Raw genomic sequence first — 25,439 nt, 5'->3', positions numbered from 1 at the left:
AGTCCATGAACCGATTCTTTGTACCGCTTGCAGTGACGTTGCTGGCTGGCCTTGCCGGCTGCGCGCAGCAGCCCGTGAAGCCATCCGAGACGACAGCGACGCAGCCAATTCGGGATACAAGCTTATCCGTTTTCTCCGCAAGTCCCGCCGGCGCATTGCCTGCCGGGTGGGAGCCGCTGGTGATCCTGCGCACCAAGAAACAGACGCAATATCAACTGGTGAGCAAGGAAAACCGTACTGTGCTGCATGCGCGCGCGGAAAGCGCTTCTTCTGGATTGATGCAGCAGGTTGCCATCGATCCGATGCAGCAGCCATGGCTGGAATGGCAATGGAAAATAACCGACCTGGTACAGGCCGCCGACAACACGCAACGGGCTACAGAAGACTCGCCGGTGCGCATCATCCTTGGTTTTGATGGCGACAAGGACTCGTTACCATTCGCCGACCAGATTTTGTTCGAGACGGCAAAGGTCGTCACCGGCTATGACTTTCCCTATGCAACGCTGATGTATATCTGGGAAAACAAGGCGCCGATCGGCACGGTCATTCGCAGTACCCATAGCAGCCGCATCAAGATGATGGTCGCAGCCCAGGGAACACGCGGCATTGGCGAATGGCGCAGCTTTGCGCGCAATATCGTCGAGGATTATGAAAAGGCATTTGGCGAGAAACCAGGAAAACTGATCGGTGTCGGCGTACTGACCGACACCGACAATACCGGCGAGACAGTGGAAGCCTGGTATGGCGATATCCGCCTGTTGCGCAAGCGCGCCATCCGTGCCGCGGCCGATGGTACCGGTACAGAGTCGCTAGTCGTCGGCCAGAGCGAGTAAGGCAAAACTTGCCAGCCAATGGGTGCCAACGTAATGGCCGCCGATGGCTTGTGGCAGCGACGCCTGCAGATGTGCGGTGACTGCCTCGGCTGCAGGTTGTCGCAGGTGCTGCGGTAATTCGCCGGCAAGCATTTTCCAGCACCATGCGCGCGATAGGTTCAGTCCATCCAGATGGGCCAGACGGGGATCGCTGCGGTCGCTGACCGCAACCGGCGTCAGCCAGACCAGCAGATCCTGCTGCGAGGGACAAAACACTTCCCACCAATCCGCATAACTGCAGCTGTCCCCCACACGCCGCATCAACGCGGCTTCCAGCAATCCGCCGGATAGAAAATCCTCGCCGCCCGGTTCATACCCGGCAGGATAGCGTCGGTCACGTCCGAACCAGCTGTTTGCCTTGCCGATAATCAGCTTGCGCAGCGCCAGGTGCTGAACTTGCTCCGCATAGTCCAGCGCAAGCAGCAGCCCGAATGCACTGTTGGCATGCGTGCCGGCACGGATTGGATAATTGGCCAGGGGCAGATAATGCAGGTAACGCTCAACGAGCAGGTCGGCCAGCGGCTGCAAGGCATCGGACCAGGCCTGGGCTCGCGTATTGCGCAACGCCAGCATCCTCAGTTCGGCTTGCAGCTTCAACAGCCATGCCCAACCGTAGGTGCGTTCAAACGAACGGTGTTCGGGGTGCTGCAGATAGTCGATTTCGGCGGCGACATTTGCGCGTGTGAAATGGCGATCAAAGGATTCTGCGATGCGCTCCGCTTCCGCGATATCCGGCACCCGCCGCAGCAATGAAGCCAGCAGCCAGTGCATGTGTACCGACGAATGCCAGTCATAACTGCCGTAAAACACCGGATGCAATGCGCGCGGTAACCGCAAGTCGCCGTCTTTGCTGACCAGATGATCAAGCTTGTGCGGATATTCCCGTGCAATGTTGTCCAGCGCAATACGCGCAAAGGCGGATGCATGCGTGCCCACCGTTTCGTTGCCTGTTATCGGTGCGCCGGTTGACTGCATCAGTCGCGCGGCACCGGCAAATACGATTCCGCCAGGCGTACCCAGAATGTCGCTCCTAACGGAAGCAGCTCATCGTTGAAGTCATAGCTTGGATTGTGCAGATTGCACGGACCCAAGCCGTGGCCGGCGCTGCGATGTTCGCCTTCACCGTTGCCGATAAATACATAGCAGCCCGGTTTTTCCTGCAACATGAAGGCAAAATCTTCCGCACCCATCGTGGGTTCTACCTGCGCATCGATCCGCTCTTCGCCAACGATGGATTTCATCACCTCGACGGCAAAAGCCGTTTCCTTGGCGTGATTGATTAGCGGCGGGTAGTTGCGATGAAAACGGAAGTCGACTGTTGCATCGAATGCGGCAGCGGTGTGTTGAGCAATGTTGCGCATCCTTTCTTCGATCAGGTCGAGCACTTCGGTGCTGAAGGTGCGTACCGTCCCGATCAGCGTCGCCTCATCCGGAATGATATTGGTTGCGCTGCCTGCATGGATTTGCGTAATGGACAAGACGCCGGCATCCAGCGGATTGCGGTTGCGCGTAACGATGGTTTGCCAGCTCTGCGCAATCTGGACGGCGACCATGATAGGATCGATGCCTTTGTGCGGTTGCGCGGCGTGTGCTCCCTTGCCTTTGATAACGACTTCGAATTCATTCGAGGACGCCATCATCGGCCCGGCCGTCACGCCGAAGGTGCCGACCGGGACGCCTGGCCAGTTATGCATGCCGAATACGGCGTCCATCGGATACTGTTCAAACAAGCCGTCGTCCATCATGCGCTTTGCGCCACCACCGCCTTCCTCGGCGGGTTGGAAAATGACATAGACGGTGCCATCGAAATTCCGGTGTTTGGACAAATAATGCGCGGCCCCCAGCAGCATTGCGACATGTCCGTCATGCCCGCATGCGTGCATCTTGCCCTGATGCCTGGAGGCATGAGCAAAGGTGTTGATTTCCTGGACCGGCAATGCATCCATGTCCGCGCGCAAACCGATCGCGCACTTGCCTGAGCCGTTCCTGATGATGCCAACTACGCCCGTAATACCCAGGCCGCGGATCACAGGTATGCCCCAGTCCGTCAATTTCTGCGCGACGAGGTCTGCTGTTCGTTGCTCTTCAAAACACAGTTCCGGATGGGCGTGGATATCCCGCCGGATTTGTTGCAGTTCAGCTTGAAAATCGACGATCGGATCGATCAGCTTCATGGTGTTCTCCATTGATGTCCACTGCCGGCAGCGTTGCCGCACAGCATGCGGGTAGGGCCCAATCTCGGTATATTACGCCTATCGCTTACAGGTTATTCTATCGATTACGCAATCGACTGCGGGAACTTAGCTGCCTTTTGCGCAATGCTTAATCAGCTATTTTTAACCGAATATTTTCTGCATCCCAGAAAATATCCGACGAAGCGCCCGGTCTTCCATAAGAACCGGGCGATCGACTATGGAAAGAATTATGACGATATCAATAGTACGCGCCACCTGTCCCCATGACTGCCCCGATACCTGTGCCATGCTGGTGACCGTGGACGACGGCGTAGCAACACAAGTACGCGGTGATCCCGATCATCCGACCACGGCAGGGGTGCTCTGTACCAAGGTGTCCCGCTATACCGAACGTACTTATCACAAGGACCGCTTGCTGCATCCGATGAAGCGCGTTGGGCGCAAGGGAGAAGGCCGTTTCGAGCGTGTCAGCTGGGATGAAGCGCTCGATACCATTGCCGGAAAATTGAAAGACATCGCGCGCCGCGATCCGCAAGCCATCGTGCCTTACAGCTACGCCGGCACCATGGGTCTGGTGCAAGGCGAATCGATGGCCGCACGGTTCTTCAACAGGCTGGGCGCCTCTCTGCTCGACCGCACAATCTGCGCTTCGGCGGGTGGCGCAGGCTATAAGTACACGCTTGGTGCGCGTATCGGTACCGATATCGAACAATTTCAAAATGCCAAACTGATCCTGATCTGGGGTGGCAATCCGATCGCTTCCAACCTGCATTTCTGGATGCGTGCACAAGAAGCAAAGCGACGCGGCGCCAAGCTGATTGCAATCGATCCCTACCGCTCATTGACCGCAGAGAAATGCCATCAGCACATTGCATTGTTGCCCGGTACCGACGCCGCACTGGCACTCGGAATGATGCATGTCTTGGTCAGGGACAATCTGCTCGATGACGACTATATCGCACAGTACACCCTGGGCTTCGACGCGTTACAAGAGCGCTTGCAGGAATGGACGCCGCAGCGCACTGCCGAAACCTGCGGCATCACGGTTGCAGAAGTCGAACAGCTGGCGCGCGACTATGGCATGTGCGCAACGCAGGGCGATGCGGTTGCCATTCGTGTTAACTACGGCCTGCAACGCGTGCGTGGCGGCGGCATGGCGGTACGAAACATCTGCTGTCTGCCGGCGCTGGTCGGTGCGTGGCGCCATGCGGCAGGCGGCGTGCAATTATCCAGTTCGGATACCTTCCCCAAGAACAACGCCGCACTGCAGCGGCCGGATTTGATGCAGAAGCCGACGCGCACCATCAACATGAGCACGATAGGTGATGAATTGCTGCACGACGCGTCGGAGCAATTCGGGCCGAAGATAGAAGCGCTCATCGTCTACAATTCCAATCCTGTCGCAGTCGCTCCCGAGTCTCCTAAAGTTGCACAGGGTTTCGCGCGCGAGGATTTGTTTACCGTCGTGCTCGAACATTTTCAGACCGACACCGCCGATTATGCCGACATCGTTCTGCCGGCAACGACGCAACTGGAACATGTGGACATCCATGCAACCTATGGCCATTTGTACATGATGGCTAACAATGCCGCGATTGCCCCGCTGGGCGAAGCAAAGCCGAATACGGAAATCTTTCGTTTGCTCGCAGCGCGCATGGATTTCAATGATCCATGTTTCCGCGAAAGCGATGATGAAATCGCTGCCCAAGCCTTCAATCGAAACGATGTGCGCGCAATCCACTTTGATTGGGACGCGCTCAAGCAACGCGGCTGGCAAAAGCTGAACGCACCGGATGCACCGTTTGCCCATGGCGGTTTTCCTACGCCATCCGGCAAATGCGAATTCTATTGCGCACGCATGCAGGCTGATGGACTTGATCCTTTGCCTACATATATTCCTCCCTATGAATCTGTTGCCAGTAATCCCGAGTTGGCGAAACGCTATCCACTTGGAATGATTTCTCCTCCGGCACGGAACTTTCTTAACAGCACTTTCGTCAATGTGAAGAGTCTGCGTGACACGGAAGGCACGCCGCATCTTGATATTCATCCGGTCGATGCCGCCGAGCGCGGGATCGAAGCAGGTAATCAAGTGCGGATCTTCAATGACCGCGGATCGTTCGTCGCGACGGCGCGCGTGACCGACAAGGCGCGCAAGGGACTGGTGGTTGGTTTGTCCATCTGGTGGAAGAAGTTTGCCACCGATGGCAAGAATGCCAATGAGGTGACCAGCCAGCGTCTTGCCGACATGGGTAACGCGCCAACGTTTTATGACGTGCTGGTGCAGGTGGAGAAAGCTTAGAAATGAAGATGAAGTGGCGGGCATTGGTATGCTGCGGGATCGCAGTCTTGGTTGGCGGTTGCGCGCAGATCGGATATTTCGTGCAGGCGGCACACGGGCAATTCTCGCTGCTGTCGGAGGCGCGACCGATCGATGAATGGATTTCCAGTCCCGGCACTGAAGGAAAATTGAAGAGTCGCTTGACGCGGGTAAAGGAAATCCGTGCATTCGCTGCCCGCGAACTTGGCTTGCCCGACAATGACAGCTACACCACTTACGCCGACCTCAAGCGACCTTATGTGATGTGGAATGTGGTCGCCACCCCTGAGCTGTCGCTCAAGCCCTTGCAATGGTGTTTCCCGGTGGCTGGCTGCGTCAATTATCGCGGCTACTACAGCAAGGGTGAGGCGCAAGCCTATGCGGCCGAACTGCGGGCGGAAAAGTATGACGTCGAAGTGTCCGGCGTGCCTGCTTATTCGACGCTGGGCTGGTTCAAGGATCCGGTGCTGTCGACTTTCATCCAGTATCCGGACGGCGAGCTGGCGCGCCTGGTCTTTCACGAACTGGCGCATCAAGTGGTGTACGTGCCGGGTGATTCCAAATTCAACGAGTCCTTTGCCGTTGCGGTCGAAGAAGCAGGTGTTGAACGCTGGATGGAACTGCATGGCGACGAAAAGACCCGCAAGGCCTATGGCGCGTACAAGGAACGCAAGCGCGATTTTCTGGCGCTGCTGCTCAAGCAGCGCAAGGCGTTAACGGCCAACTATGAACGGGATGTCAGCGATGACGACAAGCGCAAGGAAAAGGCTGCCATCTTTCAGGCGCTCAAGGATGAATACCTGGTGCTGAAAGAGAACTGGGGCGGCTACAGCGGTTATGATCGCTGGTTCGCGGAACCGCTGTCAAATGCGCATCTGTCGGCGATTGCCACTTACCATGATTTCGTACCGGGCTTTCGCGCCATGCTTGCGAAGCAAAAGGACCTTGGCAAGTTTTATGCTGCCGTGCGTTCCCTGTCTACCCTGAATAAGGATGAACGTCATCGTCAACTTGCCGGCCTGGGTGAATCGACGTCGGTCACCGCCGGGAATACGCTGGGCAACGACATGCGTTGAAGCGAACGATTCAGATCGCTTGGTCGACACGACAGGTCTACGTCTCATCACAAAATAAAAAGCGGTCTTGATGACCGCTTTTTTTATGCGCGTCGCAGCCCTGTGCCGCAATTGTCACCTATGCGATATTGCTGCGCCGCAAAAACATAAATTCGCTAGAAGGATTATTCTGATGTCGCGTAAAAGACTTGCAAGTGTGGACGCCGCCCGATAGCATCTACGCTAACAAAAAAAGAATCGGTCGTTCTTTTATTTATGGCCGCATAACCAATCCCACCAATGTAAGAGGCAGACAATGGAAAAGCTTTGGCTGAAATCCTATCCCCCGGGCGTACCCGCAGAAATCGATCCGACCCAATATCGCTCGCTGGTACATCTGCTCGAGGAGTCATTCCGTAAATTCGCATCTCGCAATGCCTATGTATGCATGGATAAGTTCATGACCTATGGCGAACTCGACGGGATGTCGAAGATGGTGGGCGCGTGGTTGCAGGCACGTGGTTTGAAGAAGGGCGCGCGCGTAGCCATCATGATGCCGAATGTCTTGCAGTATCCGGTCGCGATTGCCGGCGTGCTGCGCGCCGGCTATTGCGTGGTCAATGTGAATCCGCTTTATACACCGCGCGAACTCGAACATCAGCTTAATGATTCCGGCGCCGAAGCGATCATCATTTTGGAAAACTTCGCGACCACGCTCGAGCAGGTCATCGGCAGGACCAAGGTCAAGCATGTGGTGGTCGCAAGCATGGGCGAAATGCTGGGCGCCGCCAAAGGCATGCTGGTCAACTTCGTTGTACGCAACGTAAAGAAAATGGTGCCCGCGTTCTCCTTGCCCAATGCCATCCGCTTCAAGCAAGTCCTCTCGGATGGTGCGCGCATGACGCTCAAGCCAGTCGAACTCAACCACGATGACCTGGCCTTCTTGCAGTATACAGGCGGCACGACTGGCGTATCGAAAGGCGCGACGCTCACGCACCGTTGCGTGATTGCGAATGTCCTGCAAAACGATGCATGGGCTCAGCCGGCGCTCAACCAGGAACCGAAGATCGATCCTCTGACCATCGTGTGCGCGTTGCCGCTTTACCATATCTTTGCATTGACGGCCTGCATGCTGATGGGAACCCGTTGGGGCGCGATGAATATTCTCATTCCCAACCCGCGCGACATTCCCGGCTTTATCAAGGAACTGGGCAAGCACCGGTTCAACCTGCTGCCGGCTGTCAATACGCTGTACAACGGCTTGCTGAACAACCCCGAATTTGCCAAGCTCGATTTTTCCAGCCTGAAGATTTGCAACGGTGGCGGCATGGCCGTGCAACAGGCGGTTGCCGACAAATGGCTGAAAGTCACCGGTTGCCCGATTGTCGAAGGTTATGGTTTGTCCGAAACCGCGCCGACGGCGACTTGCAATCCGGCTACTGCAACCGAGTTTTCGGGCAGCATCGGCCTGCCGATCCCGAGTACCGAAATCACCATTCTTGACGATGCCGGCCAGCCAGTTCCGCTGGGCCAGCCTGGAGAAATATCGATTCGCGGTCCGCAAGTCATGGCTGGATACTGGAACCGTCCGGATGAGACGGCAAAGGTCATGACGCCGGATGGCTTCTTCAAGTCGGGCGACGTCGGCGTGATGGACGAACGCGGTTTCGTGAAGATCGTCGATCGCAAGAAAGACATGATTCTGGTGTCGGGCTTCAATGTTTATCCGAATGAGATCGAAGGCGTCGTGGCTGCGCATCCGGGCGTGCTGGAATGTGCATGCGTCGGCGTGCCAGATGCGAATTCCGGCGAAGCGGTCAAACTCTTCGTGGTACGCAAGGATCCATCGCTGACCGTCGACGAATTGATGAACTACTGCAAGGAACAGTTCACTGCCTACAAGAAGCCGAAGTACATCGAGTTCCGCGATGAACTGCCGAAGACCAATGTCGGCAAGATTCTGCGCCGCGAACTGCGCGACGAAAAGAAAGCCGCGTAAGCAATCAGCTTCCGCAAACAAAAAAACCGCCTGGTTCGCAGGCGGTTTTTTTTCGTCAGCATTATCCTGTTTTGACCAGTCCCGGCTTACCATCCTCTACGATGAAACGGGCAATCGTCGATACCGGAGATCTTGCCTGTCGTACGTCTGCCAAGCCTTGGAAGCGCATCGACAGCTGGCCGGGCTGCAGTTCCAGCAACATGTAGCCGCGCATGTCGCTACGACCGTATTTGATATGCGGATTATGTGCGAGGTATTGGTCGACTCGAGATTGCGGGCGCGAATTCGATGTGATGGACGTGCCGCAGAATTCAGTCGCGACGACCGGATTGTCCGTGGAAACAGGGCGGTTGAAATCCGGCCGCAATTCGGCCGCATAAAAAGTATGCACGTCACCGGACAGCACGACCGGATTGCCCACATCATGCTTCATCAGTTCGCGGAATAATCGCGACCGTGCCGCAGGATAGCCGTCCCAACCGTCATTCCAGAAACGGCCGTCCCCTTCATTTCCAATGGGTGCGTGAGAACACTGCGCCATCAGCGTCTGCTGCGCAATAAAGTTCCATTGCGCACGGGACGATCCAAGGCCTTCCGATAACCATTTTTCCTGCTCGTCGCCGAGCAGTGTACGTGTTGCCTCGTTGCGTTCACTGCAGGCAGCCGAGACCGAGGTAGATCCGCCACGTCCTGGTGGTGGGCAGGCTTGATACGAGCGGTACTGGCGGTCATCAAGCACATGAAAGCGTGCGAGCCGTCCCCAGTCGAACCGGTCATAGATGCGCATATGGGCAAACGCTTGCGGCCCGTCGGGCAAAGCCGGCAGGCGCACCGGCATGTGTTCATAGAAAGCCTGATACGCTGCAGCGCGGCGCGCGAGGAAGTTGGCATCCAGTCTTTCGTCACGATCCTTGCCATAGTCGTTGGCTACTTCATGATCGTCCCAGGTTACGAGCCATGGCGCGGCCTGGTGTGACGCCTGCAACTGCGGGTCGGACTTGTATTGCGCATACCGCGCGCGGTAATCCGCCAAGGTCAGGCTTTCATTGACGCGCTTGCGCGGCGCTGCAGGGTGAACCAGGTCGTACTGGCCCCATTCGTAAATGTAATCGCCCAAAAAAGCGACAAGATCCGGCGCCTCAGTGGCGATGTGCTGGTGTGCTGCATAGGTGCCAAATTCCCAGTGCTGGCAGGAAGCGACCGCCAGCCGCAGCGAAGATGGCGTTGCATCGGCGGCTGGCGCCGTACGTGTACGGCCGGTCGGGCTGACGGCGTCGCCCAGCATGAAACGGTACCAATACCATTGACCAGGATGCAAACCGCTTGCATCGACGTGTACGCTATGTGCGAGTTCGGGCAAAGCGATTGCCGTACCCTTCGCTGCAATTCGCTTGAATGCCTCGTCTTCTGCTATTTCCCACTGCACCGCAAACGGTTGCGAACCCGATGACGAGGCATTGAGCGGGTCGGGCAAGATACGTGTCCACAGCACCACACTCCTGGAACGCGGGGAACCGGAAGCAACGCCCAGCGTAAATGGGTACGATGCCGTGCGGCCCAGCGCCAAGCCGGGAAAGGATGCCGAGAGCGCGGCGAGATAGGTCAGCCGCATACAGCGGGCAAGGAAGAGTCGGCGGTCGGTTCGCATGTTGAATTAGCGGAAAGGTCGGACACCCAAGCCCTTGCAGCAAGCACTCTCCGCAGGGTGGGCGTCGAGGACCGGATGTGGTTTATTCGGCGACAGGCGGGATCTGGCGTCGTTGGCGCTTTTCATCTGTTGCCACGTACGTCAGTGTCGCTTCGGTCACCTTGACGGTTTCGACTTGCAGCCGATTGCGCTCGGCATAGACTTCGACATTGATGGTGATCGAGGTGGTGCCGACCTTGACAATGTCTGCGTAGAAAGACAACAGATCGCCGACGAACACCGGCTGCTTGAAGACAAAGGAATTGACAGCAATCGTTGCCACGCGTCCGTTGGAGCGCCGTACCGCCGGCAGCGAGCCGGCGATGTCGACCTGTGCCATGATCCAGCCGCCGAAGACGTCGCCATGCACATTGGCATCGGCCGGCATCGGCATCACCCGCAATTGTGGAACTTTTCCTTCGGGAAGAGTGGTCTGGTGTTTGTTTGTCATTGCGGTTCTCCTTTTTTACCTCACCTGTTAGACGACAGGCGCTGGGCTACAATCGTTAAAGCCACAGCATAAACCATTCCAAAGACCAATTTTCATGCGACGTCACCCAGTTTCTTCTTCCGAACCTCCCGCCAATCAAGGTACACGCAACGACTGGGCAACGCTCAAGACCCTGCTTCCGTATTTGTGGGCTTACAAGTGGCGGGTGTTGCTGGCGCTGACTTTTCTGGTCGGCGCCAAGGTGGCCAATGTCGGCGTGCCGCTGGTGCTGAAGGCCTTGATCGATCACATGACGATCAGCCCGGACAACCCGAAGGCCTTGCTGGTGCTGCCTGTGGGCATTCTGGTCGCCTATGGCGCCTTGCGCCTGTGCACGACGATGTTCACCGAACTGCGCGAATTCGTATTTGCCAAGGTCACCCAGAGTGCAGTCCGTACCATTGCGCTGCAGGTATTCCGTCATTTGCACTCATTGTCGCTGCGCTTCCATCTGAACCGCCAGACCGGCGGGATGACGCGCGACATCGAACGCGGATCGCGCGGCATTTCTTCGCTGGTGTCGTACACGCTGTACAGCATCCTGCCGACGCTGGTTGAAATTACCTTGGTGATCGGTTATCTCGTGCTGCATTACGACATCTGGTTTGCCGGCATCACGATCGTGGCCTTGCTTGTCTATATCGGTTTCACCGTGGCGGTTACCGAGTGGCGCACCAATTTCCGCCGTACGATGAATGATCTGGATTCGAAGGCGAATACGCGCGCAATCGATTCCCTGATCAATTACGAGACCGTCAAGTATTTCGGCAATGAAGATTATGAAGCGCGACGCTACGACCACAGCATGCAGAACTGGGAAACGGCCGCGGTTAAATCGCAGACATCGCTCTCTATCCTCAATACCGGGCAATCCCTCATTATTGCGACCGCGGTCACGCTGATTCTTTGGCGGGCAACGCAGGGCGTCATCGACGGAACCATGACGCTGGGTGATCTGGTGCTGGTCAACGCATTCATGATCCAGTTGTATATTCCACTTAACTTTCTCGGCGTCATCTATCGCGAGATCAAACAAAGCCTGGCCGATATGGAGCGCTTGTTCAAGTTGCTCGACCAGCATCGCGAAGTGGCCGACGTCCCGAATGCACAGCCACTTGCAGTGAAAGGTGCGGAAGTGAAGTTCGCCCATGTCGACTTCAGCTACGAGGCAAAACGCCAGATCCTGTTTGATGTCGACTTTACGATCGCCGCCGGTACCACGACTGCGGTCGTCGGTCATAGCGGTTCCGGCAAGTCGACGCTGTCGCGCCTGCTGTTCCGTTTCTATGACATCAATGCCGGAAGCATCACCATCGATGGACAGGATTTACGCAATGTGACGCAAACTTCGCTGCGCAAGTCGATCGGGATCGTGCCGCAGGACACAGTGCTGTTCAATGACACGATCGAATACAACATCGCCTATGGCAAGCCGGACGCTACGCGTGAAGAAATCGTGGCGGCGGCGAAGGCGGCCTATATTCATGACTTTATCGAAAGCCTGCCTGACGGCTACGGCAGCATGGTGGGCGAACGCGGTCTCAAGTTGTCGGGCGGAGAAAAGCAGCGTGTCGCAATTGCGCGCACCCTGCTGAAAAATCCCGCGATCCTGATTTTCGATGAAGCGACTTCGGCGCTCGATTCTCGTGCCGAACAGGCGATCCAGGCGCAATTGAAAGAGATCGCCAAGGATCGCACCACCCTTGTCATCGCGCATCGCTTATCGACGATTGCCGATGCTTCGCAAATCCTGGTGCTTGACCATGGGCGCATCATCGAGCGCGGTACACATGGGCAGCTGTTGGCGCAAAACGGTGCATACGCGCAGATGTGGGAACGTCAGCAGGCGCGCCAAGAGGTGCCTGTTTCCTCCCCGCGTGCCGACGATCGCGACGCAGAATCCATCGTGGCGTAGATGAAGAAACCGGCCTTGGCGCCTGCCTGAGGCGGCACTTTGCTTCGCGGCGGGAAGGCGACTAGGAGTCTGCGCGGCAGAAATGCGTCGGCTGCAATGGGCGGAGAAAAGTCCCACTTCGACCCCGTTTCTCCGGCTGTAGCTACGGCTACAGTCCTCGAAAGCGGGATCAAACTGGGATCTTTTCCCACCCATTTCGCTTCGACGCCTTCTGCCGCGCAGACTCCTAGAGCAGTTTCACCCTGACTTGCCAGTCGAGGCCGAGGCGATTTGCTCGTGGAACAAGGCGCGGCGACGCGACATGGCGAGCCATGGCAAGGAGCCGCAACGCCGTGCCGCGGGCAAAGCGTCCGGCATCGGCGGCACAGTCAGGGTGAAACTGCTCTAACATAGCGCCATGGAAACCAAATGGCTGGAAGATTTCATTTCGTTGGCGGAAACACGCAGCTTCAGCCGCTCGGCTGAGTTGCGCCATGTGACGCAGCCAGCGTTCTCGCGTCGCATTCAATCGCTGGAAGCATGGCTGGGCGCCGACCTGATTGACCGCACTTCTTATCCGACGCGACTGACCCCGGCGGGCGAAGTGTTTTACGAGCAGGCGCTGGAAATGCTCGGTCAGATCAATAGCGCGCGTGCGCTAATGCGCGGAAAACGCCCAACAGCACACACTACAGTCGATTTTGCGGTGCCACACACCTTGTCGCTGACCTTCATGCCGAAATGGATGACGGAGCTGAAAGATGGATTTGGCACGCTGAACTCGCGCCTGATCGCCCTCAACGTACACGATGCGGTGTTGACCATGGTGGAAGGCGGCTGCGATCTGCTGCTGTGTTATCACCACCCGCGTCAGCCGGTCCAGCTCGATGCCAGCCGCTATGACATGCTTACGCTCGGCAATGAAGCATTGCGCGCTTACGCCCGTTGCAACAAAGCAGGTGTGCCCGAATTGCTGTTGCCAGGCAGTGCAAAAGCGCCGCTACCGTTTCTGTCCTATACCAGCAATGCTTATCTTGGCCGCATGGTCGACCTGATACTCGCCGATGCCAAGCGGCCGCTGCATCTGGAAAAGCGCTACGAAACCGATATGGCGGAAGGTTTGAAGATGATGGCGCTCGAAGGCCATGGCATCGCTTTTCTGCCCGAGTCGGCAGTGCCGCGCGAAGTGAAGCAAAAACAGCTCGCGCGCGCCGATGCTGGACAAGCTGACTGGGAACTCAGCATGGAGATTCGCCTCTACCGTGAACGACCTTCGTCTCAGCGCCCGGGCAAGCCGATCGTGTCGCGGCTTTGGGAATATCTGGTCGAACGAGGCGAGGTTGCCGGACGACCGCGCAAGTCGGGCAAGGCAGCGAAAAAAGCCGTGTGACTGATTTTTCGCGGTAAGACATAGTTATGCATTTCATGCATAGTTACATGCTTACAAAGCATTGGATTTGGTGCAATGCGTTGCACTAGCATCCCTTCCTGTATCGAGTGCCACCGTGATGGCGGCCGACTGAACTTACAAGGAGCAACCGCACCATGTCCATTCAACATGAAGTCCCTTCCTATCTGACACAGCGCGAGATCGGCCCCTGGGGCGTCTATCTCGAACAGATCGACCGCGTTACTCCGCACCTCGGGACGCTGGCCCGCTGGGTCGAAACCCTGAAACGGCCGAAACGTATCCTCATCGTCGACGTGCCGATCGAACGCGACGACGGCAGCATCGCCCACTTTGAAGGCTATCGCGTGCAGCACAATACCTCGCGCGGCCCAGGCAAGGGCGGGGTTCGCTTCCACCAGGATGTCACGCTGTCCGAGGTGATGGCGCTGTCGGCCTGGATGACGGTCAAGAATGCCGCGGTCAATGTGCCGTACGGCGGTGCCAAGGGCGGCGTCCGGGTCGATCCGAAGACCTTGTCGATGGGCGAACTGCAGCGGCTCACCCGCCGCTATACCAGCGAAATCAATATCATCATCGGCCCGAACAAGGATATTCCGGCGCCCGACGTCAACACCAATGAGCAAATCATGGCCTGGATGATGGATACCTATTCCATGAACCAGGGGAGCACCGCGTCCGGCGTGGTGACCGGCAAACCCATCTCGCTCGGCGGCAGCCTGGGCCGGCATGAAGCGACGGGGCGTGGCGTCTATGTCGTAGGCTGCGAAGCGGCCGCCCGACGCGGACTGGAGATCAAGGGTGCGCGCGTGGCCGTACAAGGGTTCGGTAACGTCGGCGGCATTGCTGCCCGGCTTTTTGTCGAAGCCGGCGCTAAGATCGTTGCGGTGCAAGACCACGTCACCACCGTGGTGCGAGACAGTGGAATTGACGTGACGGCGCTGCAGGCGCATGTTACCCAGCACGGCAGTGTCGCCGGCTTCGGCGGCGCCGATATCGTGAGCGACCGCAGCCGTTTCTGGGAAGTCGATTGCGACATTCTGATTCCCGCCGCGCTCGAGCAACAGATCACCGAAGCCAATGCCGCAAAGATTCGCGCAAAAATCATTCTGGAAGGCGCCAATGGCCCCACGACACCGGCAGCCGACGACATTTTGCATGACAAAGGCGTGTTGATCGTTCCGGATGTCATCGCCAATGCCGGCGGCGTGACCGTCAGCTACTTCGAGTGGGTGCAGGATTTTTCCAGTTTCTTCTGGACCGAAGATGAAATCAACCAGCGCCTGACACGCATCATGCGTGAGGCTTTTACGTCAGTATGGCAACTCGCGGACGAAAAGAAAGTATCCTTGCGAACCGCCGCGTTCATCGTTGCTTGTACCCGCGTATTGCAGGCACGGGAAATGCGAGGGCTTTACCCCTGATACATCGGATGCACTGATCACAGGCAAGCTGCCGGCAATGTACCGGTGGCTGCACAGACAGGGCGCGGCGGTAGATCTGCAATTCCGATTACCGCCGTTATGCTGTCCCTGCAGCATGAGATGGAGACCTTATGCACCACGCCACTACGGCTAAGCGTATTCTCAGCGTTTGCTTGGCGGCTTCATGCTGTCTGCCCGCCACTTCGGCCTCCGCTGCCGATACTCTGGCAAAAATCCGGGATAGCCGCACCATCACCATCGCGCACCGCGAAGCGTCGGTTCCGTTTTCTTATTATGACGCCGGCAAGAAGCTAATCGGCTATGCGGTTGATCTCTGCGTCAAAATCGCAGATGCGGTTCGCCGCGAACTGAAACTGGACCGGCTGAACGTCGATTACCTCGCAGTCACACCAAGTACCCGCATCCCGGCCATCATGGATGGCAAGGCCGACCTCGAATGCGGATCCACCACCAATAATGCCGAACGGCGCAAGCAGGTAGCCTTCACCATTCCCCACTTTTTCGCGGCTGCACGGATGGTCGTGCGTACTGATTCGGGGATCGCCAACTGCTCGGATCTGCGCGACAAACAGGTCGTGACGACCAAGGGCACGACTATCGTCAAGCTGTTGATTGAGCGCGACAAGGTGCGCGCCCTCAGTCTTAAGCTTATCGAAGGTCGCGATCATGCCGAATCATCCACGATGGCGAAATCCTTAAGCTCTATGGCAAATGGTTTAAAACCGCGATCCCGCCCAAAGGAATCAACATGAACATGCCTATGGGGCATTTACTGAGGGATACCTTCCGTTTTCCGACCGACAAGGTGGGCGACTAAGGGACGGTTGATGAAGCCTTATTCCTAAGGAGCTGATCCGTAAAAGTACGTATTGCGCAACAGCAAAAACAAGAACATGTTCGATTACAAGGAAATAGAGCTATCTATCCGCCTTAAATCGAACAGAAATCATGCTTAATAAAGATAGCTTTTGGTACACTAACTTGCTACTTTTTTTCCAGGAGATAAAATGAAACTAGCAAAATTGATCGCTGTCCTGATCGGCGCAGGGGTCATCGCAGGAGCCGCGCAAGCTCAAGAGAGCGGCACACTGAAAAAGATCAAGGATTCGGGCTCCATTACACTGGGTGTTCGGGACTCTTCGATTCCGTTCTCCTACCTCGACGACAAGCAGTCGTACCAAGGCTATTCGATCGACCTGTGCCTGAAGGCCGTCACGGCGCTGCAAAAGCATCTTGGCCTGACCCAGCTGAACGTCAAGTTGAATCCGGTTACTTCGGCAACGCGTATCCCGCTGATGGCCAACGGCACCATTGACCTTGAGTGCGGTTCGACCACCAACAATATCGAGCGTCAGAAGCAGGTTGCATTTGCCCCGACTACCTTCGTATCGGGTAACCGTCTCCTGGCAAAGAAGTCGGCGAACGTCAGTTCGCTTAACGACCTGAAGGGCAAGACCCTGGTGTCGACTGCCGGTACAACGTCGATGCGTCAGATCACCGGTCTCAATACCGAAAGGAATCTGGGCTTGAACATCTTGTCGGCCAAGGATCATGCCGAGGCTTTCCTGATGGTTGAGACCGGCCGTGCAGTTGCCTTCCTGATGGACGATATTCTGCTGGCATCGCTGGCGGCGAATTCCAAGTCGCCCGCCGATTACTCGATCACCAAGGACGCGCTTGAGCTCGAGCCCTACGGCATCATGATGCGTCGCGACGATCCGGCATTCAAGAAAGTGGTGGACGATGCGATTGTCGCGGTATTCAAGTCCGGCGACATCAACCGCATCTATGCAAAATGGTTCCAGTCGCCGATCCCACCCAAGGGTGTCAATCTGAACTGGCCGATGAATGATCAGCTGAAAAAAGTCATTGCGAGTCCAACTGATTCCGGTGACCCGGCCGCTTACAAATAAGCGGTAACGGCATAGGACAAAACGGGGGGCAGGCGCCTCCCGTTTTTTGTAGTGAACTGATTTCAATGAAACGGCGACGTTAGACAGTCACGCGCCACGCCGCGGCATTCTCGGATGCAGGCAAACAAACAGACTTCAGCAAGAAACGAGGGCATGATATGAATTACAACTGGAACTGGGGCATTTTCTGGGAGCGATCTCCCGACGCCATCGGCACCTACATGGACACGCTGTTGGCGGGTTTGTACTGGACACTGGCAACCGCGCTGATCGCATGGGTCATGGCGCTCATCCTTGGCGCCATCATCGGGACCATCCGCACGATGCCGCACAAGTGGGCAGTGCGCCTGGCCAATGGTTATGTCGAGCTGTTCCGCAACATACCTCTGCTGGTGCAAATGTTCCTGTGGTTTTTCGTCATGCCGGAACTGGTGCCGACAGCGATAGGCGACTGGCTTAAACAATTGCCGAACGCACCGTTCGTTACTGCAGTGATCTGCCTTGGCTTTTTTACCTCATCGCGCGTCGCGGTGCAGGTATCCGCGGGCATCAATGCTCTGCCGCGCGGCCAAAAAATGGCGGGTACTGCGCTTGGTCTGACCTTGCCGCAAACGTATCGCTATGTGTTGCTGCCGATGGCGTTTCGCATTGTTATCCCGCCGCTCACCAGTGAATTTCTAAATATCATCAAGAACAGCGCAGTGGCGCTCACGATTGGTTTGATGGAATTGACTGCCAGAGCGCGCTCGATGCAGGAGTTTTCCTTTCAGGTATTCGAAGCCTTCACTGCCGCCACCATCATTTACATTCTGGTCAATATCGTCGTCGTCAACCTGATGCGCTTCATTGAAAAGAAGGTGGCGGTGCCTGGCTACATTACTTCCGGAACGGGAGGAAAGTAAGCATGATCAACTTTGATTTCGACGTCATCGAACGCAGCTGGGTCTACCTGTTCCAGACCGGGATGGCATTCACGCTGGAATTGACCGGGCTGGCAATGGTTGGCGGCATTGTCATCGGTACCCTGCTTGCGATGATGCGCTTGTCGAGCAACAAGCTTATTTCGACGGTGGCGACCACCTATGTGAATCTGATCCGCTCGGTTCCATTGGTGCTCGTCATTTTCTGGTTTTACTTTCTGGTTCCTTATATCGGCGCCTGGATCATCGGTGCCAATGAACCGATCAAGGTGGGCGCATTCACGTCCTCGTTGATCACCTTCATTTTGTTTGAAGCTGCTTATTACTGCGAAATCATGCGGGCGGGTATCCAGTCGATCCCGCGCGGACAGGTGTGGGCGGGGCAAGCGCTCGGGATGAATTACTGGCAAACCATGGGCAACATCGTCTTGCCGCAGGCTTTCCGTAACATGATTCCGGTATTGCTGACACAAACGATCGTCCTGTTCCAGGATGTCTCGCTGGTGTATGTATTGTCGATTACCGATTTCGTTGGTGCTGCTTCGAAAGTCGCCCAGCGCGACGGACGTCTGGTTGAGATGTACCTGTTCGTCGCGGTTGTCTACTTTGTGCTGTGTTTCAGCTTGTCCCTGTTGGTCAAGCGTCTGCAGCAGAAGGTCGCGATTATTCGATAACTGCTGGCGAGCTGCCCGTGTGATCACGGGTAGGGCGCTGGCCGGCTAAAAACAGAATGCTTCAGAACAGAATTCAGGAGAAAACATGATTGAATTAAACGATGTCAGCAAATGGTATGGCAGCTTTCAAGTCCTTACCGACTGCACGACCAGCGTGTCCAAGGGAGAGGTAGTGGTTGTCTGCGGTCCGTCCGGTTCGGGCAAGTCGACACTGATCAAAACGGTGAACGGTCTGGAACCGTTTCAGAAGGGGCAGATCAAGGTAGATGGAATTGCAGTCGGCGACCCGAAGACAAACCTGTCCAAGCTGCGTGCGCGTATCGGGATGGTGTTCCAGAATTTTGAATTGTTTCCTCATCTCTCGATCCGGCAGAATCTGACAATCGGCCAGGTAAAGGTGCTTGGCCGTAGCGAAGAGGAAGCAACGCAGAAGGGCTTGAAGTATCTGGATCGCGTCGGCCTATTGGCACAAAAGGACAAGTTTCCGGGCCAACTTTCCGGCGGCCAGCAGCAGCGTGTGGCCATTGCGCGTGCGTTGTCGATGGACCCGATTGCTATGCTGTTCGATGAACCGACGTCGGCGCTCGATCCCGAGATGATCAATGAGGTGCTCGATGTCATGGTTGGTCTCGCGCAGGAAGGCATGACCATGATGGTTGTGACGCATGAAATGGGCTTCGCCAAAAAAGTTGCGAACCGTGTGGTGTTCATGGACAAGGGCTTCATCGTCGAAGACTGTACCAAGGAAGAATTTTTCGGAGCGCCGCGTTCGGAGCGCGCACGCGACTTCCTCGCAAAAATCATTCACTGATTATTGCCTGCCGGCATGAAATACCGCCATGGGCCGATTCTGCAAGCTGCGGAATCGGCCTTTTTGCTGGTGGAGCCGGGTTCTTTCATGGACGTCCGCAGGTAAAATAGCGACCTACACGAAAGAATCGACATGTCCAATTCTCAAGCTAACTCTTCTCCTTCCAGCATCACGCTGACGCGCCCCGACGACTGGCATTTACACTTGCGCGATGGCGCAACGCTGGCCAGTGTCCTGCCCCATACCGCACGCCAATTCAGGCGTGCGATTGTCATGCCGAATCTCAAGCCTCCGGTCACGACTACGTCACAGGCTGCCGCCTATCGCGAGCGAATTCTTGCGGCATTGCCAGAAGGCATGCAATTCGAGCCTCTAATGACGCTTTACCTGACTGACAATACCCCGCCTGACGAAATCCGCCGTGCGAAAGATAGCGGGTTCATCCATGCGGTCAAGCTCTATCCGGCAGGTGCGACGACTAATTCCGACGCGGGTGTCACCGCATTAAAAAAATGCTACAAGACGCTGGAAGTCATACAAGAGGTCGGGATGCCATTTCTTGTCCATGGCGAAGTCACCGATACAGATATTGATCTGTTCGACCGCGAAGCAGTTTTCATCGATCGTGTGCTGCAGCCGCTGCGACACGACATGCCGGCGCTGAAAGTCGTTTTTGAACACATTACGACACGCGACGCGGCACAATATGTCGACGAGGCGGAAGGACCGATCGGCGCAACCATTACCGCCCATCATTTGCTGTACAACCGCAATGAAATCTTCAAGGGCGGTATCCGACCCCATTTTTACTGCTTGCCTGTGCTTAAGCGCGAAGAGCATCGTCAGGCACTCGTACGGGCGGCGACATCAGGAAACACCAAGTTCTTTCTTGGTACCGACTCCGCGCCCCATCCCAAAGGCCTGAAAGAGCACGCCTGCGGCTGTGCCGGTTGCTACACCGCTTTGCATGCGATGGAACTGTATGCACAAGCGTTCGAGCAGGCTGGCGCATTGGATAAGCTGGAAGCGTTCGCCAGTTTCAACGGCCCGTCGTTTTACCAACTTCCGCGCAATACGGGTACCGTAACTTTGCAGCGGGAATCCTGGACCTTGCCCGCAGAAGTCCCTATGGGGGAGGCCACTGTTGTTCCACTGAACGGTGGTGAGCAAATCCACTGGAAGCTTGTTTGAAGCGCTGGTAATCGCAACAAGGCAAGCAATGGAATTGGAACCGCACATGCGGACACAGTCATGACCGGTGTCCGTCTTTTTGAGGCAATTGACTGGGGCAGTCCATGGCTTGTGCCGCTGCGTTCAATAGCAGAGCCGCTGATACATGCACACAATTGGCGTGATGCGCTAAATGCGGCGGCGGCTGACCTTGGACTGTATAACCACCGCGGCTTGCCGATCCATTTTGTGCCACAAGCCAGTTTGCCACCAGATATCGCGTATGAAGCGTTTATCAGTCAGACCGGCGCGGTGCCGACTCGAGACAATCTCCACGATTTTTTCAATGCCTTAGTCTGGCTTCACTTCCCAAAGACAAAAGTTCGGCTCAATGCCCTGCAGGCAATGGCACTGGAAGAGCTACCACGGGTTGCGCCGACTTCTCCGCCACGACGCGGGCCGCTTAGAGATGCGGCGACTATTTTTGATGAAAATGCAGCGTTGTTAGTTGTGCGCGATCTTGGTCTTGTCGAGGATTTGCGAGCGCATCGTTGGACTGAAGTCTGGATTGAGCGGCGGGAGCAATTTGCCAGCGACTGTGACACTTGGTTATTCGGCCATGCGCTGATTGAAAAGTTAGTAACACCTTTCAAGGCAATTACTGCCCATGCTCGAGTTCTTGTGGCCGAACCGGCCTATTTCACGTCATCGATGGAAGACCGCCGCCGCTGGTTGGATGATGCGGCAGTCGCTACACTCAAAGGCGATTTGAAAACGGCTGATTTTATGCCGCTGCCAGTGCTTGGCATTCCCGGATGGTGGGGCGGGCAGGACAGGGGTTTTTATGCAGACACTGCAGTTTTTCGACCAAAGAAACGGACTTCTGTGTAATTGTCGGTCAGCAGCTTGATGGACATGTTTGAACTTTCTGAATAACAAGATTAGAAGATCAACAGAGACCCTTATAGTTTTATTTCCGCATATTGCCGAGAAACCCATTCCATATAGTCGGAAAGCAGAAAAGGCACCCGAAGGTGCCTTTTCAATACAGCAAAGTTAAATCACAGCAGACTTACGTCCGCGAGCAATTAGAACTTGTGGCGAACGCCAACGTTGAACCAGCTGATGTCCGAACCAGCAACGCCCGAACCCAGTGTCGAAGCCGGGTCGTTCTTGATGATGGAGTAGGAAGTGTACAGGTTGGTACGCTTGGACACGTTGTGGGTGTAACCAACTGCCCAGAAGTCAGCATCCGCATTGGCAATGCCAGCGCGACGATCGTCCTTACGTGCATACGACGCCATGACGTTGCCAGCGCCGATCGGAGCGCTCACGCCCAGCATGTAGTCACGGTTACGCAGAGTTGTAGCGCCGCCAGTGGTTGTTTCAGCACGGTTGTCAGCAAATGCAGCATGCAACTTCACTGCGCGGAGGTCAAATACGCCACCGATGAAAGCAGTACGCGCATCAACACTTGCCGCAGTTGTTCCAGCTCCGTTTTGATCGTGGTAGGCACCAACAACGGTCAGCGGGCCATTTGCGTAACCAAGCGATGCGCCGATCTGACGGTTAGCGGAGGTCGAACCAGCAACTTCACCGAAACCATACGCGACTTGACCGGAGATCGGGCCAGCTGTCAGCGAGTAGTTGACGGTGTTGTCCATACGAACGCCGTATGGATTGAATGTTGCGGAGATACCGCTTGCATCACCGACGATGCCTGTACCGAACGGGTCGATCGTGTCGTGTGCGATAAAGATCGGTGTGTATTGACGACCGAACTTGACGGCGCCGAAGCCACCGCTCAGGCCAACGAATGCCTGACGACCGAACAGACGGCCACCTTGTGCGCTTGTACCAGTGTCAATGTTGTAGCCGCTTTCCAGAGTGAAGATTGCGGACAGACCGCCACCGAGATCTTCGCTGCCCTTGAAGCCGAGACGGCTGCCGGACTGGATGCCGCTGTCCAGGCCCCAACGAGCGGACGTGGTATCTGTATCGATACGCTGAATGCCGACGTCTGCAACACCGTAGATGGTGACGTTAGTCTGTGCAGAAGCTGCACCTGCGAATGCACCCAGGACTGCCAGCGCGAGAAGCGATTTTTTCATTGAATAATCCCCAAAGGTTTATCGAGCTAAATTTTTAGTAGTGCGTTCGGCAAGGCCACTAGTGTTAAACGCCCCTGCCAGAAAGCTTTGCTTCTTAATTATTTAATCAAGAACGCGATGGTTATTTCATCAAATATCGGCCGTCAGGACAAAGGGAATTTCGGTTTTGGCATCGGTTTTCACATTTTTGTGGTGGAGGTACAACGATATATGATCAAAAAGAAAGGAATTTGCACTGAATTGGTGCGTTTTTTTGAGGCGGGACATTTCAAATACTGCAAATTCTCGCAGAGAACGCGGTATTAGGATGTCCTCAATATGCTGTGCCGACGATAAAGAATTGTGTAGATAAAAGAAAAGCCCACGTTGTGGGCTTTTCCATATAAACCGCGATTAGTTCGCGGAAGTGCTCCAAATAGATATTTAGAACAGGTGATTCACGCCGACTGCAATGCCACGCTGACGGCTGTTACCCGCCGCCGCAACACGTGCTGCACCATCATACTTTTGTGTGTCGAGCAGTGTGTACAGATTGGTGCGCTTGGACAGTGCGTAAGTCGCGCCCAGCATCAAGTTATCCTTGTCACCGACAGTTGAGCCGCTCAGCTTTGTCTTGTAGAACGCAGCGGTCAGTTCAAAAGCAGGGGTCAGAGCAAAGTTGCCGCCAATCCACATCCAGCGGGTTTTTGCATCAACTGGAGTTGCGTTGTCAGCTTCTTGATTTGCGTAGCCGACTGCAACACGGGCAGGGCCAAACTTAGCAGCGCCGCCAACAGTCCAGTGGTCTGTGTCAAAAGTACCGGTTGCATCTTCGCGCAGGGTATAAGCCGCGCCAGCAGTGAATGCGCCAGAACTGAAAGTGCCCGCAATGGACTTTGCGGAGCTTGCGCTGGTGTTGCCAGCTACTTCGCCAAGAGCATATTCTGCACGTGCAGTTACCGGACCAAATTTGCCAACATATTTGATGTCGTTGTCATAACGAGTGCCCGCCGTTGCAGCGACCGCATCCGCGATACCTGGGTACTTGTAGCTGAACGGATCGTAAGAAGCGATGGTTTGGAACGCGTTGGTGTACTGACGTCCAAGGTCAACACTGCCCCAGCTGCCGCCCAGACCGACCGAAGCGGTACGCTCGAAGAGGCGGTTTGCCGTATTGTTTAGTGCGCCGGTGCCAGTGTTGAAGCCTGTTTCCAATGTGAAGTGGGCATTCAGACCGCCGCCGAGATCTTCGACGCCACGAAAACCAATACGGTTGGAGTTAAACGTGCCATTGGAGCTCATGGTCACATTGTTGTTACCAGCTGCGTCCACGTTTGTGCGATAGCGCACGCCGCCATCGAACGAGCCATAGATCGTAACAGCGGATTGTGCTTGAGCTGCACCTGCAAATGCACCAAGAACTGCCAGTGCGAGAAGCGACTTTTTCATTAATAAATCTCCAAGGGTTGGCGTGCTAAAATTTTTTTGAATTGCCTTTTATTTCCCTCAGCGTGGTCACTAGTGGTAGCGTCCCCGCCGAAACCTCCGACCTTCTGATCAAGAAGCTAATGGTGATTTCATCAAAAGTGGCCTGTTTCAGCAAAGACAATTTGGCCGCGGAGAGGAATAGCCACGGTTTATGTGGCTTCTCAACAACAGAAACTTCCGATCCGTTTCCATATAGGCAATTACTTGGTAATTGGTCATCTTCAGGGAAAGGTCATGGACTTGCTTAGAAGTAAATTTTGACGTGCTTTGTGAAAATTTAACGAGCCATTCAAGTCGACAAAAAGTTAGATGAGAGCTCCGCCAGTTAGAGATTTCATTTATTTGTTTCAGTAACAATTTTTAAAAGCACATGGAGCGGTGATGATAGATATCGATCATTGGATAACTGGATTTGACAAAATGTTAAGGACGGTCGCCGGAGTGGCTACCTCATCACGCCAAAATCCGGCATTACGACTCGAAGACAATTTGCTTGACAACGCCGAGCGGCGCCATAGTGCAGGGCTCATGAGGGTTAATCATGTGGGCGAAGTGTGCGCGCAGGCGTTATATGATTCGCAAAGCCGCTTTGCCAAGAGTGAAGCGCTTAGGGAACAATTCAGGCAAGCTGGCCGCGAAGAAGAAGACCACCTAGCGTGGACCTCTGAGCGCTTGCGGGAATTGGGTTCGCAAACAAGTCTTCTGAACCCGCTCTGGTACGCCGGATCGTATGCCATTGGAGTCATTGCGGCTCAGCTAGGAGACGCACGTAGCCTTGGATTCGTTGTCGAGACAGAGCGGCAGGTCGAGGCGCACCTTGTTGAACATCTCCGCACATTGCCAGAGCAGGACTTGAAATCACGTGCAATCGTCGATCAGATGCGGATTGACGAAGTGGCGCATGGGGCAAAGGCGCAAGAGCTGGGCGCTACCGTGATGCCAGCCCCTGTGCGCGGCGCCATGCGAACAATGGCAAAGGTAATGACAACGACTGCTTACCATGTATAA

General features: G+C 55.6%; 22 protein-coding genes. 16 read left to right on the top strand and 6 right to left on the bottom strand.

Translation table 11 applies throughout. The features are described 5' to 3' along the window. Positions 1-5 precede the first annotated feature (5 nt). The gene (locus D3871_RS14625) at positions 6-833 is read left to right on the top strand and encodes a DUF3047 domain-containing protein (protein WP_119769556.1); all 828 of its coding nucleotides are present in this window, start codon (positions 6-8) and stop codon (positions 831-833) included. Here the strand turns inward: D3871_RS14625 and D3871_RS14620 are convergent. Both D3871_RS14620 and D3871_RS14615 read right to left on the bottom strand, forming a co-directional pair. Then, a complete protein-coding gene (locus tag D3871_RS14620) occupies positions 810-1,847 on the bottom strand; it encodes a DUF2891 domain-containing protein (RefSeq protein WP_119769555.1) in 1,038 nt (345 codons plus the stop codon). The two genes, D3871_RS14625 and D3871_RS14620, sit on opposite strands and share 24 nt — an antisense overlap. Further along, complete coding sequence (locus tag D3871_RS14615) at positions 1,847-3,046, bottom strand: M20 aminoacylase family protein (RefSeq protein ID WP_119769554.1); 1,200 nt, start codon at positions 3,044-3,046, stop codon at positions 1,847-1,849. Before D3871_RS14615 ends, D3871_RS14620 begins: the two co-directional genes overlap by 1 nt. Before the next feature lie 250 nt (positions 3,047-3,296). Between D3871_RS14615 and D3871_RS14610 the strand changes: the two genes are divergently transcribed. The 3 genes from D3871_RS14610 (at position 3,297) to D3871_RS14600 (ending at position 8,441) form a co-directional block, all read left to right on the top strand. After that, positions 3,297-5,369, top strand: coding sequence for a molybdopterin-containing oxidoreductase family protein (locus D3871_RS14610; protein WP_119769553.1), 2,073 nt, complete (start codon positions 3,297-3,299; stop codon positions 5,367-5,369). 2 nt (positions 5,370-5,371) lie between these two features. Next, a complete protein-coding gene (locus tag D3871_RS14605; protein ID WP_420799648.1) occupies positions 5,372-6,463 on the top strand; it encodes an aminopeptidase in 1,092 nt (363 codons plus the stop codon). A 295-nt stretch (positions 6,464-6,758) separates the two neighbouring features. Further along, positions 6,759-8,441 (top strand): long-chain fatty acid--CoA ligase, encoded by a 1,683-nt coding sequence (locus D3871_RS14600; protein WP_119769552.1) that lies wholly within the window; start codon positions 6,759-6,761, stop codon positions 8,439-8,441. A gap of 61 nt (positions 8,442-8,502) precedes the next feature. On the opposite strand, the gene D3871_RS14595 is transcribed toward D3871_RS14600, so the two are convergent. Beyond that, on the bottom strand, positions 8,503-10,089 hold the full coding sequence (locus D3871_RS14595; protein WP_119769551.1) for an alkaline phosphatase D family protein: 1,587 nt from the start codon (positions 10,087-10,089) through the stop codon (positions 8,503-8,505). An 82-nt stretch (positions 10,090-10,171) separates the two neighbouring features. Further along, the gene (locus D3871_RS14590; RefSeq protein WP_119769550.1) at positions 10,172-10,579 is read right to left on the bottom strand and encodes an acyl-CoA thioesterase; all 408 of its coding nucleotides are present in this window, start codon (positions 10,577-10,579) and stop codon (positions 10,172-10,174) included. Positions 10,580-10,673: 94 nt separating this feature from the next. Here D3871_RS14590 and D3871_RS14585 point away from each other — a divergent pair, with 94 nt between their 5' ends. The 11 genes from D3871_RS14585 to D3871_RS14540 all read left to right on the top strand — a co-directional run bounded on the left by D3871_RS14585 (position 10,674) and on the right by D3871_RS14540 (position 21,744). Beyond that, entirely contained in the window at positions 10,674-12,533 is a 1,860-nt protein-coding gene (locus tag D3871_RS14585; RefSeq protein ID WP_119769549.1) for an ABCB family ABC transporter ATP-binding protein/permease, read from the top strand. Between the two features lie 247 nt (positions 12,534-12,780). Further along, positions 12,781-12,921 carry a hypothetical protein gene (locus D3871_RS30235; protein ID WP_158597941.1) on the top strand — a complete coding sequence of 47 codons (141 nt, stop codon included), beginning with the start codon at positions 12,781-12,783 and terminating at the stop codon, positions 12,919-12,921. Positions 12,922-12,930: 9 nt separating this feature from the next. Continuing rightward, the gene (locus D3871_RS14580; RefSeq protein ID WP_119769548.1) at positions 12,931-13,902 is read left to right on the top strand and encodes a LysR family transcriptional regulator; all 972 of its coding nucleotides are present in this window, start codon (positions 12,931-12,933) and stop codon (positions 13,900-13,902) included. Between the two features lie 155 nt (positions 13,903-14,057). Next, positions 14,058-15,344: a Glu/Leu/Phe/Val family dehydrogenase gene (locus tag D3871_RS14575; RefSeq protein WP_119769547.1), complete on the top strand. Its 1,287-nt coding sequence runs from the start codon at positions 14,058-14,060 to the stop codon at positions 15,342-15,344. A 131-nt stretch (positions 15,345-15,475) separates the two neighbouring features. Then, a complete protein-coding gene (locus D3871_RS14570) occupies positions 15,476-16,117 on the top strand; it encodes an amino acid ABC transporter substrate-binding protein (protein WP_233575616.1) in 642 nt (213 codons plus the stop codon). A 255-nt stretch (positions 16,118-16,372) separates the two neighbouring features. Further along, positions 16,373-17,278: a transporter substrate-binding domain-containing protein gene (locus tag D3871_RS14565; protein WP_119769546.1), complete on the top strand. Its 906-nt coding sequence runs from the start codon at positions 16,373-16,375 to the stop codon at positions 17,276-17,278. Positions 17,279-17,436: 158 nt separating this feature from the next. Further along, positions 17,437-18,180 carry an amino acid ABC transporter permease gene (locus D3871_RS14560; protein ID WP_119769545.1) on the top strand — a complete coding sequence of 248 codons (744 nt, stop codon included), beginning with the start codon at positions 17,437-17,439 and terminating at the stop codon, positions 18,178-18,180. 2 nt (positions 18,181-18,182) lie between these two features. Further along, positions 18,183-18,872 carry an amino acid ABC transporter permease gene (locus D3871_RS14555; protein WP_119769544.1) on the top strand — a complete coding sequence of 230 codons (690 nt, stop codon included), beginning with the start codon at positions 18,183-18,185 and terminating at the stop codon, positions 18,870-18,872. 85 nt (positions 18,873-18,957) lie between these two features. Beyond that, on the top strand, positions 18,958-19,683 hold the full coding sequence (locus tag D3871_RS14550; RefSeq protein ID WP_119769543.1) for an amino acid ABC transporter ATP-binding protein: 726 nt from the start codon (positions 18,958-18,960) through the stop codon (positions 19,681-19,683). Between the two features lie 132 nt (positions 19,684-19,815). After that, the gene (gene pyrC / locus D3871_RS14545) at positions 19,816-20,874 is read left to right on the top strand and encodes a dihydroorotase (RefSeq protein ID WP_119769542.1); all 1,059 of its coding nucleotides are present in this window, start codon (positions 19,816-19,818) and stop codon (positions 20,872-20,874) included. Between the two features lie 60 nt (positions 20,875-20,934). Beyond that, complete coding sequence (locus D3871_RS14540; protein ID WP_119769541.1) at positions 20,935-21,744, top strand: DUF3025 domain-containing protein; 810 nt, start codon at positions 20,935-20,937, stop codon at positions 21,742-21,744. A gap of 197 nt (positions 21,745-21,941) precedes the next feature. Here the strand turns inward: D3871_RS14540 and D3871_RS14535 are convergent, their stop codons facing one another. Together D3871_RS14535 and D3871_RS14530 are read right to left on the bottom strand one after the other, a co-directional pair. Then, on the bottom strand, positions 21,942-22,964 hold the full coding sequence (locus D3871_RS14535; protein ID WP_119769540.1) for a porin: 1,023 nt from the start codon (positions 22,962-22,964) through the stop codon (positions 21,942-21,944). 423 nt (positions 22,965-23,387) lie between these two features. Continuing rightward, positions 23,388-24,392 (bottom strand): porin, encoded by a 1,005-nt coding sequence (locus tag D3871_RS14530; RefSeq protein ID WP_119769539.1) that lies wholly within the window; start codon positions 24,390-24,392, stop codon positions 23,388-23,390. A gap of 420 nt (positions 24,393-24,812) precedes the next feature. Here D3871_RS14530 and coq7 point away from each other — a divergent pair, with 420 nt between their 5' ends. Next, positions 24,813-25,439: a 2-polyprenyl-3-methyl-6-methoxy-1,4-benzoquinone monooxygenase gene (gene coq7 / locus D3871_RS14525; RefSeq protein WP_119769538.1), complete on the top strand. Its 627-nt coding sequence runs from the start codon at positions 24,813-24,815 to the stop codon at positions 25,437-25,439.

It is taken from the genome of Noviherbaspirillum saxi (genome assembly GCF_003591035.1).
Classification (GTDB): Bacteria; Pseudomonadota; Gammaproteobacteria; order Burkholderiales; family Burkholderiaceae_D; genus Noviherbaspirillum; species Noviherbaspirillum saxi.
This window is presented reverse-complemented; position numbering and strand designations above follow the sequence as displayed.

What these genes read in the sequence shown, in the direction of transcription:
- D3871_RS14555 (WP_119769544.1), top strand. Translation starts at nt 18,183, where the DNA reads ATGATCAACTTTGATTTCGACGTCATCGAACGCAGCTGGGTCTACCTG.
- D3871_RS14590 (WP_119769550.1), bottom strand. Translation starts at nt 10,579, where the DNA reads ATGACAAACAAACACCAGACCACTCTTCCCGAAGGAAAAGTTCCACAA.
- D3871_RS14560 (WP_119769545.1), top strand. Translation starts at nt 17,437, where the DNA reads ATGAATTACAACTGGAACTGGGGCATTTTCTGGGAGCGATCTCCCGAC.
- D3871_RS14575 (WP_119769547.1), top strand. Translation starts at nt 14,058, where the DNA reads ATGTCCATTCAACATGAAGTCCCTTCCTATCTGACACAGCGCGAGATC.
- D3871_RS14585 (WP_119769549.1), top strand. Translation starts at nt 10,674, where the DNA reads ATGCGACGTCACCCAGTTTCTTCTTCCGAACCTCCCGCCAATCAAGGT.
- D3871_RS14595 (WP_119769551.1), bottom strand. Translation starts at nt 10,089, where the DNA reads ATGCGAACCGACCGCCGACTCTTCCTTGCCCGCTGTATGCGGCTGACC.
- coq7 (WP_119769538.1), top strand. Translation starts at nt 24,813, where the DNA reads ATGATAGATATCGATCATTGGATAACTGGATTTGACAAAATGTTAAGG.
- D3871_RS14605 (WP_420799648.1), top strand. Translation starts at nt 5,372, where the DNA reads ATGAAGATGAAGTGGCGGGCATTGGTATGCTGCGGGATCGCAGTCTTG.
- D3871_RS14570 (WP_233575616.1), top strand. Translation starts at nt 15,476, where the DNA reads ATGCACCACGCCACTACGGCTAAGCGTATTCTCAGCGTTTGCTTGGCG.
- D3871_RS14530 (WP_119769539.1), bottom strand. Translation starts at nt 24,392, where the DNA reads ATGAAAAAGTCGCTTCTCGCACTGGCAGTTCTTGGTGCATTTGCAGGT.
- D3871_RS14615 (WP_119769554.1), bottom strand. Translation starts at nt 3,046, where the DNA reads ATGAAGCTGATCGATCCGATCGTCGATTTTCAAGCTGAACTGCAACAA.
- D3871_RS14625 (WP_119769556.1), top strand. Translation starts at nt 6, where the DNA reads ATGAACCGATTCTTTGTACCGCTTGCAGTGACGTTGCTGGCTGGCCTT.
- pyrC (WP_119769542.1), top strand. Translation starts at nt 19,816, where the DNA reads ATGTCCAATTCTCAAGCTAACTCTTCTCCTTCCAGCATCACGCTGACG.
- D3871_RS14580 (WP_119769548.1), top strand. Translation starts at nt 12,931, where the DNA reads ATGGAAACCAAATGGCTGGAAGATTTCATTTCGTTGGCGGAAACACGC.
- D3871_RS14620 (WP_119769555.1), bottom strand. Translation starts at nt 1,847, where the DNA reads ATGCAGTCAACCGGCGCACCGATAACAGGCAACGAAACGGTGGGCACG.
- D3871_RS14550 (WP_119769543.1), top strand. Translation starts at nt 18,958, where the DNA reads ATGATTGAATTAAACGATGTCAGCAAATGGTATGGCAGCTTTCAAGTC.
- D3871_RS14565 (WP_119769546.1), top strand. Translation starts at nt 16,373, where the DNA reads ATGAAACTAGCAAAATTGATCGCTGTCCTGATCGGCGCAGGGGTCATC.
- D3871_RS14540 (WP_119769541.1), top strand. Translation starts at nt 20,935, where the DNA reads ATGACCGGTGTCCGTCTTTTTGAGGCAATTGACTGGGGCAGTCCATGG.
- D3871_RS14610 (WP_119769553.1), top strand. Translation starts at nt 3,297, where the DNA reads ATGACGATATCAATAGTACGCGCCACCTGTCCCCATGACTGCCCCGAT.
- D3871_RS14535 (WP_119769540.1), bottom strand. Translation starts at nt 22,964, where the DNA reads ATGAAAAAATCGCTTCTCGCGCTGGCAGTCCTGGGTGCATTCGCAGGT.
- D3871_RS14600 (WP_119769552.1), top strand. Translation starts at nt 6,759, where the DNA reads ATGGAAAAGCTTTGGCTGAAATCCTATCCCCCGGGCGTACCCGCAGAA.